This window comes from Yeosuana sp. (assembly GCF_057126245.1).
In genome coordinates this window covers 19,959-31,228 of record NZ_DBNGMQ010000003.1, presented here as the reverse complement: position 1 = coordinate 31,228, position 11,270 = coordinate 19,959, and the positions used below count along the sequence as shown (strand labels likewise).

At 34.0% G+C, this 11,270-nt stretch carries 4 protein-coding genes; all 4 read right to left on the bottom strand.

Features of this window, described 5'->3' with window-relative positions:
* The coding region (locus AC15TD_RS00135) for a DUF5107 domain-containing protein (protein ID WP_484450117.1) at positions 1-2,857 on the bottom strand (2,857 nt) is incomplete at its 3' end.
* Positions 2,858-2,945: 88 nt separating this feature from the next.
* A complete protein-coding gene (locus AC15TD_RS00130) occupies positions 2,946-6,242 on the bottom strand; it encodes a VCBS repeat-containing protein (protein WP_484450116.1) in 3,297 nt (1,098 codons plus the stop codon).
* 223 nt (positions 6,243-6,465) lie between these two features.
* Entirely contained in the window at positions 6,466-7,890 is a 1,425-nt protein-coding gene (locus AC15TD_RS00125; RefSeq protein ID WP_484450115.1) for a RagB/SusD family nutrient uptake outer membrane protein, read from the bottom strand.
* 12 nt (positions 7,891-7,902) lie between these two features.
* A complete protein-coding gene (locus tag AC15TD_RS00120; RefSeq protein WP_484450114.1) occupies positions 7,903-10,905 on the bottom strand; it encodes a SusC/RagA family TonB-linked outer membrane protein in 3,003 nt (1,000 codons plus the stop codon).
* Positions 10,906-11,270 lie beyond the last annotated feature (365 nt).

The following is an 11,270-nucleotide window of genomic DNA, read 5'->3' as shown; positions in this document are numbered from 1 at the left end:
TAAAATCTACTTCTGCTTTATCCAATAAATTAGAATTAAGATATTCCAAGGCTCTTAGTGTAGAGGCACTCAAATAAGTATCTTGCATTTCCCGACCTCCTTCAAGCTGAGGGAAAGTGTTGTTTTCTATAATATCAATAGCTTCTTGATATTTGCCTACTTCTAATGCTCGGGTAGCAAAACGCAATAGTGTTTCTGTTCGCAAACGCGCAGTCTCATTATTATCTTTTAATAATTCATATTTACGCTGTGATGAAACCTTGTTTTTCTCATATATCTCATCAAGTTCAAAAAGCAAGCGAGGATCATTTGGATTCAAATCAACTGCTTTTTCATAACTTTTCATCGCATTATCCTTATTATGATTTATTTCTTCATAAGCCAAACCAAGATTACGATGTACAATATAAAACGAATCATCTATCTGACGTGAAACTTCCCACATCTTAATGGCGCGATTTGGCTGTAATTCATAAAGCAGGTTACCAAGGTAATAAGGTGATTTTGCATAATCAGGATTCACTTTCATAGCGTGGTTAAGCACAACAATCGATTCCGCACGATAAGGGAAGCAATAGTCGTGGGGCATAGTTGCTGCCTTTTTATAGTAATTTAGAGATGCCGAGTCATCTCCAAGTAGGTTACTGTAATAACCAAGATAATAATACAACATTGGGTAAGTATTACCCGCCGACTCCAATCGTATCAAAACATCTTTAGCTTCTTTAAAAAGCCCACAATTACCATAACTCGTTGCTAGTTCAAGATAGGCTTCAACTTCATTTCTCATGAGTGATACTAAATCGTTAAGTGCACTAACTTCATTTGAATCCTTTTGTTCTTTTTTAAGAAGATACAATTCATTAAGCGCCCAATGATTAATCAAATCCTTTGAAATAAGCTGTTGAAGAATTTCTTTTGCTGAATTATAGTCACCTGACTTTCTCAATAATACTGCCTTTAATATTAATATATTATCATTTTCAGCGTTTGTAGACAATGCTCTGTTTATATGCCCTAAAGCAATATCAATATCACCTGAATGACAATCCATTTCTGCAAGTTGATAATAGGCAGCTGAATGCCATGCAGAACTCCATGTTGCTTTATACAAATTATCATAGGCGTCTTTGGTTTTAACCAATGCTCGTTGGGTAATACCCAGATAATAAAGTGCTTCTCCATCTTTAGGTCGTGTATAATTCATGGTAATTCTATCGACAGCCGTTTGGAGATAACCTTCAGCTTTTTTCCAATCTTTTGCCTTAATCGCAAGAATGCCTAATTGCGTATTTACACGATAATCATTAGGGTCACGACGAAGTGCTTCCTCATAGTATGGCATTGGATTAGAGGAATTATAAAATTGATTAAGCCTAAGGCCAATAAGATATAATTCTTCGATAGTTTTAACATCTTTTGGTGATGCCGGTGGCTCTAGTGATTCAGGCATACCTTCAGAAGGCGGATGATGATCTTTAGGAACAAAACTCAATAGTATAGATTCATTGGCATCTAAAAACGAAAGAGCTAAATCGTCCTCAGTTGTAGTTTCTGATAATTTCATATCAAAAGAAAAAGGTCTATCTGGTCCAACATAAGTTGTGTTTTCATACACTATTTTTCCTTTCGATTCTAATCTCACCCTAGCATCTTGAACAGGAGACGTGGCATTTATTCTTATTTTAGCAACACCATCAATTAATTCTAGATTCATCGCTCCTCTTTTATTAGCATATTTTAAACCTCCCAGTTCTCGAATAGGGAACCATATCATTTTTCCAAATTTTGATTCATACGGTTGAATCCAGCTATAATCTGGTTGATTATCGGTATAGAAACCAGCCATCAACTCAATATATTGGCTGGAATTATCGGTAAGTCCTCTATTAATTCTTCTGCCTGCAGGGTTGTTTCCATCTGCCCAATATTTCATACCGGGCATAATGTGGTGATTACCTATCCAGGCTGTACCCGCTTGCTTGCCATGGTCGTATCCGCCAAAATAATCCTCTAGAGGTTTCCACGAAAAAAAAGAAGAGGGCACGCCTACGTTTTTCCACATACTTATATCAACATTGGTATAGTCAAAATGATTGTAGTTACCATCGGCTATAGGCCACGTTGTCATTTCTCTTTTAGCGTGCTGTGTTACATACTGCACAGACGGTGGAAAAATGACCTGATACGTGGTGTCTACATGAACAGAAGGATTCGTCCAAAACAAAAATGAATTAGCAATAGGCGTTCTGTTTTGCGGTTTTATGGTCATCTCAACAATTGATGAATTAGGGTAAACGGTATAACCAACTAAGGCTCTCATGCGATGTCTCTTATCAGTGTTTGCAACCCATACAGTCTTACTTCCATCGTTATGGTTTTCAATGGTATAATCCATTGGTTTCACCGTATTTGGACCATGATGATGAGGGAATCCCCAAGCGTTAGAACCGGATATCCAATTTCCAATCATCCCTATTAGTGATGGTTTTACTACATCATTCTTATAAAACCACATATAATCATTCGTTTTATCTAAGGCATAATAAATCCTACCACCAAGAGATGGTACTATTCCCAATTTAATAAACTCGTTTTCTACGGTAAGGATATCATAATCCATGTCTTCCTTTATTGTAGTTAACTGATCATCCATTGGGTAGGGATAAATTCGTCGTTGCACCCCTTGATGTGTTTTTCCTTCGTAATATCTCGGCATCACATTAGGCGGTCCATTTTTGTAAGTAGGCAACGTAATGGTTTCTTCTGTGATAGTTAATTGCGCATATGAACTCACGCCAAAACAAAAAAGAAGAAAAAAAGTAATACTTTGATATATCGCTTTTTTAGTTGTCATAGTGTATTAGTTTTAATAATATGTTTTATATAATTAATATTTAAAATCTATATGTTTAAAATATCTTCATTTTGAAAATTCAAGAATCTCATTCTAAAACGCGATGTAACGAAACAGCGTCATCATTAATTGCTGAAATCACATAATGAACCTCACCAATTATTATTTTACCAATTTTTTTACAATCGCCTTTAATAAACAAACCGCTTTGAGATGGTTGGAGTGCTTTCATGTTATTAAGATTTCCATCAAACGTAATGACGCTCCCATAACTAGCATCGTTTCTTGTAGTCTCAACTTCAGAGGTATACAAATTACCAGCAACTAGAACCTCTTTCATTCCATCTTGATTAAAATCATCAATAAGAATATCATTAATTGATGAAATTTGAGCATAATTAGGTAATTCAATTTTATTAAAGTGACCATTTTCGTTTTGCAAAATATAGGATGAAAAGGTATTTGCATTTAATTCAAGAGCATCCTTTAAGCCTAAATCTGAGTATACGTCTTCAATATCTGCAATTGCAAAACTATTATAATCTTTAAATTTCTCCTTTAGTTCAGGTAGTTGCTGAGAAGAGCATTGTTTTCCACGAACTGGATAATATTTACCACCTTGCGGATAACTTAATACAATATCTGTACTTCCTGAATTATTAAAATCCTTTGCAAAAACTTTAAAAGGCTGTTTTTTTGTTGCTTTATATTTATAATTATTGCCAAGGTTTCCTAAGACTAGGTCCATATCACCATCATTATCCAGATCTTCCGTTTCAATGGAAAACCACCATCCAGACATATTATCTAATCCTAAAGATTCATTATTAACTCTATTAAATTGACCACTATCATTTTGTAGGAACACCCAAGGCTCCATCCATTCGCCGACAACTACCAAATCAGTTCTATTATCAGAATTTATGTCCACCCAAACAGCATCTGTTACCATTCCAGAATCAAGTAATTCTGGCGATATTTGTTTTGTAACGTCCCTAAAACTTCCATTGTTGTTTTCATAAATAAAACTACCCTGTGATAATGGATAATTATGTGGTAAATGCCTAGTCCCTACAAAAAGATCAAGATCTCCATCATTATCAAAATCCTGAGTTTTTATAATACTTCCACTAGTCAAGTTATCTGGCAATAAACTCGTGCCATCTGTAAAATTTCCGTTTCCATCATTGACAAAGAGTCGGTCTTTATAATTTATATTATTTGGTTCAAACTCATTCCCACCAGATACGACATAAATATCGAGATCTCCATCCTTATCAAAATCTAAAGAAATCGCGTCGACATCTTCATTTATTTTATAGGTTTCGAATAATTCATTATCTTTTTTAACAAATTCACCCGATACCTCTTGAAAATAGAGCATGGCTTGGTTGCCAGAACTTCCTCCAAAAAAAATATCTTCTCTATTATCATTATTAAAATCGGCAACGACCATGGCTGGTCCAAATTGCGACATTTTATGAGGTAGCAATATTTGTACACCAAAATCATCAAAGTCGTTTTCTTTATGAATAAGGGCTGCCAATTTATTTTCGTTATCACTAACGCTTTCAAATAAAGTAAAACCAGAGTTATAAGGCTTTTCATTATAAGAAATAGCTTCTTTCTTTTCAATAACAACCGTTTGATTGCCTGCCAGATTCGTTTTAAAGGTCACTTTCCCATCTGGCCATGTTACTTGCAGCGTATCAAGATTTGTTTCTTCTCCCAATCCAAAATGCAAAACATTAGATATGGTAGATTGAAACCCTCTTACTGGCATTTGGTCTAAAGTTTGAATACCCTTTTTGGTAATCACTTTAATTCTTGCACCTATTCCGTCTAAATTAGAATTTTCTCCATGGAGCTTAACTTTTAAATAGTTACTATTCTCTTTTTCAGAACTCGTATTTTCATAAACAAAAGCTTCTTGATCGATATTATTTATTACTATGTCCAAATCGCCATCATTATCTAAATCGCCATAGGCCATTCCATTGGAAAAACTTAATTCAGAAATACCACCTGAAGTAGAAATATCTTCAAAGGTCAAATCGCCATTATTTTTAAAGAGGTAATTAGAAATAGGTTGAGATGGTATCTTTTTTGATTCTTCAAGCAAATATTTAGGCGAGGCAAAAGCAAGACCTTTATTTATATTATTGAAAAAATCGCGGTTATTTATTTCCCTTCTTGTACCATTTGTAATAAAAACATCTTTTTTAGCATCATTATCTACATCTAGAGCAAGTACTGACCAACTCCAATCTGTAGAAGAGAGACCAGCCATTTGAGAAATATCGCTAAAACGAGGAATACTATCAATAATACCTGAGTTTAATTGTAGTACATTATGCATATACTGATAATGTAATCCATTATCTACTTGTGCCCAAAACAAGGGTATGTTCATGCTTGCCATATTAGCTTTAGACCGATAATTGTCTTGGGGATTCATATCTAGTTGAATAAAATCCATTAATCCATCGTTATTAATGTCTGCTGCATCTGAGCCCATACTATACATAGCGCTGTGATTTGTTGCCTGTTTAGAAACTTCTCTAAATGTTTTATCACCATTATTTAAATATAGAAAGTCTGGCGATCCAAAATCGTTGCAAAGGTAAATATCTTGTAAGCCATCATTATTAAAATCAATAACACTAGCACTAATGGTTAGTCCGAAATTTGAAATTCCTGACTCATTTGTTTTATCTACAAATTTTCCATCTATATTTTCATATAAATGATCGGAATCAAAATCCTTTATATTGTCCATTTTATACCTGTAGTATTCAGGCTGCGCATTAAAATTTGTTGGTGAATAGTTAATCACTAAAAGATCTAAGTCGCCATCTACATCATAATCAAAAAAAGTACCTTGATAACTATAGCCTTTATCTGCAATACCATAGGCTTCTGCAGATTCCGTGAAGGTTAAATCGCCATTATTGATATATAATTCATTCGCGAGTTCCCCAGAAATTCCAGCGACTGAAAGGTAAATATCTAACCAGCCATCGGCGTTAATATCTACTAAGGATACACCTGTGTACCATCTATCGTCGCCAGTTAACCCAGCATTTTCTGTAATATCGCCAAATTTTAAATTTCCTTTATTTAAGTATAATTTATTTGAAACTTGATTTCCGGTAAAAAACACGTCTTCTAACCCATCATTATTAAAATCCCCTATTGCCGATCCACCTCCCATATATAAATAAGGATAAGTAAAATAATTTAATTCTTCAGTCTCTTCAATTGTATTTATAAAGGCAATTTCTGAAACCTCGGAGGGTATTAGATTAAATAATTGGTTTTCTTTCTTAGATGTATTACAACTTACCGATAGTAATACTGTTAAAATCACAAGTGTTTGTTTCATTTTTATGTTAATCGTAGCTTTTTATTATCCAACAAGCGTTATCAAATAATTTTGAAATATGAAAAAGGCAACTATTTTTTATGATGTTTTTGGTTCAAAACTAATTAACAGTTTCCTATTGTTTTTTTGTTAAACCTAAAGTTATAAATATAAAAAAAAACCTCCAACTTATCTAGTTAAATAAGTTGAAGGTTAATATAATAAACTCTTTTTTAAAACTTATTTATTTCTGTAAACCTGGGTTAATAGATACATCGTTTGCCGGGATTGGACTCCAAGGAAACGCTTCAGTTAACGTTGGTGATGAACTTAACGCTGCAGGTTCTGTAGGATCTCTAAGCGCATTTACTTCATCTAATGTTTCAGTTCTAATAATATCGTACCATCTAGTCCATTCGCCTGCCAATTCCCATGCCTTTTCCCAAACCACAGTTTCCCAAGTAGCAGAAGTTGATAAAGGAACTCCAGCTCTTTGCTGAACTTTATTTAAAGCAGCTATAGCGCTTGCATCAGAAGTATTCCCAGTCGCCATAATTTGAGCTTCTGCATAAATTAATAATAACTCAGAGTACCTTAAATAATTAATATCCTTGTTTACGCTACCAAAATCCTGCTCACCAAACTTTTCTTTAGAATATTGAATTACGCCATCTACATCATCAAAAGTGAAATCTTTACGAGTTCCTTCAGGGAAATTTGCATAGAACGCCTTTTCTACAACTTTATCACCAAATAAAATAGATTCAGCTTGATAATTTCCAGCATTCCACCCATCTAAAGGCACAAATGCAGGGAATGCAATAATAGCTTCCGTATTTCCATTTTCGTCTAGGTTATTAGATTGTTGTCCCATGATACCTCCTAATTCATCTTCTAATTCATAAGGTCCATTATCAATCACATTCTTAGCTTCAGCAGCCGCCAAAGCATAATTGGATGTGTTTTTTAATGGAAATCCTGCTGTTGTTAAATACACGTTTGCTAATAAGGATTGCGCCCACCATTTATTAGCTCTATAGGTACCATTTACAGATGTAGGTCCTAAATTATTTTTAGCATAAATTAAATCTGAAATTATAAGGTCATATATCTGTTCAAAAGTTGCTAAAGGCTCTTGTCCAGTAATTTCTCTTTGAGAAGTAATAAGCGGCACTGTACCCCATGTACGCACCAACTCAAAATATATCAATCCTCTTAAATAGTGGACTTCCCCAAGTGATCTTTCTAATAAATCTAGATCGGCACCCGAAGTAAAACTACGCATTTGCTCTTCATTGTCTAAAAATGTATTAGCTGCACCAATTATTTCCCACATTTGATTCCAACCATTAGTTTGCCAAGCATTTGTTGCAAGTGGAACCATTTGATCAAACTCTAAATAAAATGTTTTATTAGAACCTGTTACTGCGGTTCTATCATCTGCAGCCCAAAAGTGACAATAATTTTCACTATTTGCAAACAATTTATCTAGTAACACCGAATAAACACCTAATGTACCGGATTCAATATCGTCTACACTGGTATAAAATTGCTCTGCAGCTAATTCCCCTTTTGTATCTATAGGGAGGTCATCGCAAGAAATAAAACTCACTAAAAGAACGGATAAGCACAATATCCTTCTTGTTAAACTCTTTAATTGTTTTTTCATTTTCATTTTTTTTTAAAATTTTAAATTTAAACCTAATGTAACGGTTTTTGGAGTTGGTAAAGCACCTATATCAACACCTGCAAGTCTATCATCTTGACCGCCATTATTAACTTCTGGATCTAAACCAGAATAATCAGTAATAGTAATTAAATTTTGACCACTTACATATATTCTCAATGACTCAGCTCCTATTGAGTTTAAAGCCTGAGAATCTCGCAAAGTATAACCTAACGATATATTTTTCAATCTTAAGAACGAACCATCTTCAATAAATTCAGAAGATTCATTTTGTACATTGGTTGCAAGTAATGAAGGAATAGAACCCGATGTATTACTTGGAGACCACGTGTTTCTTAGCTCTGCAGAGGTACCAAAAGGAATCCTTCCGTCACGACCTAATATAAGTGCACGTGCACGATTGTAAATTTCATTGCCTGACACACCTTGTATAAATAAGTTTAAGTCAAAGCCTTTGTAAGACATGTTACTGTTAATACCATAGGTAAAATCTGGATTAGCGTCTCCAATAATAGCTTGATTATTAGGCTCGTCAGTATCCGCATAAATCGCATCTCCATTGGTTTGATCTACCCCTTCATAAACAAAACCGTAAAACGTACCTATAGGCTCTCCTACACGAACAATCGTTGGAATTGGAATATTTCCACCAGCAACTAGGCCTGGAAATATTTCAGTTTCACCATTAGCTAAGCTTAGAACTTCATTTTTATTGCTAGAAATATTAGCACTCATATCCCATGAAAACTCTTCATTTTGTATGATTCTTCCAGATAAAGTTAAATCAAACCCTTTATTTTGAACTTCCCCAGCATTTATTACTTGGTCAACTCTACCTGTAAAACGTGGAACTGGACTTGTTAATAATAAATCTTCTGTATTTTTTACGTAATATTCAAAAGACAGCGTAAATCTATCATTCAAAACCCCTAAATCTACTCCAATATTTGTTTGCGTTGTAGTTTCCCACGTAAGGTCAGGATTAGCCAGTCTAGTACCAGGTAATATGGCGGTAAAACCACCTGCACTACCACCAAAAGGAAGCCATTGATTATTCCTTAATAAATTAAGTGTAGCCGTAGTTGGTATAAGTTCATTACCAGTTTGTCCCCATCCACCACGAAGTCTTAAATTACTTATAGTTTCAGATTTAAAAAAGTCTTCATTACTGATGTTCCAGCCTAAAGCAAACGAAGGAAACACCCCGCCTTGATCTTTTACAAACACACTGGATTCATCATAACGAACCGATGCTGTTACTAAATATCTAGAGTCATAATTATAGGTTGCTCTACCAATAAAAGATCTTAAATTACGTTCTGTAGTACCACTACCAATAGCCTGAGTATCAGCTAGCCCCAAATTATCAAAAGTTGTACTGCCTGTGAAAAAGCCTGTACCAGTGGCATTAAAGTTAGTAGCTAAATTCTTTCTTTCCTCAAAAATAGCGGTAGCTGCTATATTATGCTTTTCGCTAAACGTATTTTCATAATTAAGCCTAAGCGCATATTGCGTGTTATTATTATTTATAGACTCCTGATTTGCAACTATATTTAGAGCATCCGTTGCTGGAGGCGTAAAACTTGCAACCGCAGTGTTAGCATAATCTATACCCCCACTAATATTCAAATCAAGGTTTTTAAGGAGATTATAGTTTAAAGACATGTTTGCTTGCACTCTATTTACTGCACTTGTTCCATTACTTTCATTAGCTCTAAATATGGGATTTGTTAAAACAGAAGTTTGCACCCCTGACGTTACAGTAGTTTGTCTATTATAATTACCATTCTCATCAAAAATTGGCGTTGTTTTATCAAAACCTATAGCTCCTAATGCTAAGTCTGCACCAAAGTCTGGAGCGTTATTTAATCCTTCCTGACGAATTAAGTTAATAGACGTACTTAGTTTTAATTTATCTGTTAAATCAGCATTAATATTAGATCTTAGAGAATATCTTCTAAAATTAGTATTTATTGCAATTCCTTCTTGGTCTAAGTAGTTACCAGAAACATAATAATTCATTTTTTCTGAACCGCCTCTAAACGATAATTGATAATTTTGAGCAACTGCTGATCTGAAAACAGCATCTTGATAATCGACTGAATTTGCTATTCTATCATTAATTTTTTGTTGTGTATTAAACTCTCCCAATACAACACCTGCTTGTCCGTTATTTAGAAAGTTAGCAAAATCAATAAACTCTGCCGTACTTAATAAATCAACATCATTTGAAGGATCAGAAAAACTAACGTAAGAACCAAACTCAATAACAGCCTTTCCTGAAGTTCCCTTTTTTGTTGTAATAATTATAACACCGTTAGCTGCACGGTTACCATAAATAGCCGAAGAACTTGCATCTTTAAGAACACTAATAGATTGAATATCATTTGGATTAACCGAATTAATATCCACATCAATAAGGCCATCAACAACAATAAGCGGCGAGTTAGAACCGGTAATTGAGTTACTACCTCTTACACGGATTTTAAACCCTGCACCAGGCGCTCCAGAACTTTGGGTTATTTGAACCCCAGAGGCTCTACCTTGCAGAGCTTGATCTACATTTGTTAAAGGACTCTTCTCTATATCTTTAATCCCTACAACAGAAACAGCGCCTGTTAAATCTTCTTTTCTAACAGATTTACCATAACCAACGACTACTACTTCATCTAGTTTAGCCGCATCCTCAAGTAAGGTTATCGAAATATTCGACTGGCTCCCCACCACAATTTCTTTAGTAGAATAGCCTACAAATGAAATTACAAGTGTAGAATTTTCGTCAGCTACATTTATGGAGAAATTACCATCAAAGTCTGTTACGGACCCATTAGAAGTACCTTTCTCGATAATATTTGCGCCTGGTATTGGTTGATTATTTTCGTCAACCACATTTCCATTCACAGGAATCTGAGCATGCATTTGCTGAAAACCAAAAAAGGCTATCATCAAAACCAATTGACATGCTTGTTTAATAAATTTAGAAAATTTTTGTTTCATAATTAGTTATTTAGTTAGTTGTTTGAATATTTATTTGTTAGTTGCTTTACTATTTAATCGCTTAATATAACAGAAGCCTGATTTTAGTGCATAGGAATGTCATGCATAGGAATAAATTTATTTATTAGTTAGTTAGTTAGTTATCTTAATTCGAATACAATATTATTTAAAATTTTGACAAATACAAATTATTATAGCTTAAAAATGATTAAATAATAATAAAAACCACCTATTTTTTATAAACATCATATATTAAAAGTATTTTTTGAAAGTTTCTTACTATAAAAAACGATTACCAATGCTGTAGTTTTGCTCTTCTGGAAAAATTAAGTTGAACAGCCAGCGTTCTGTGATTTTGATTAAAA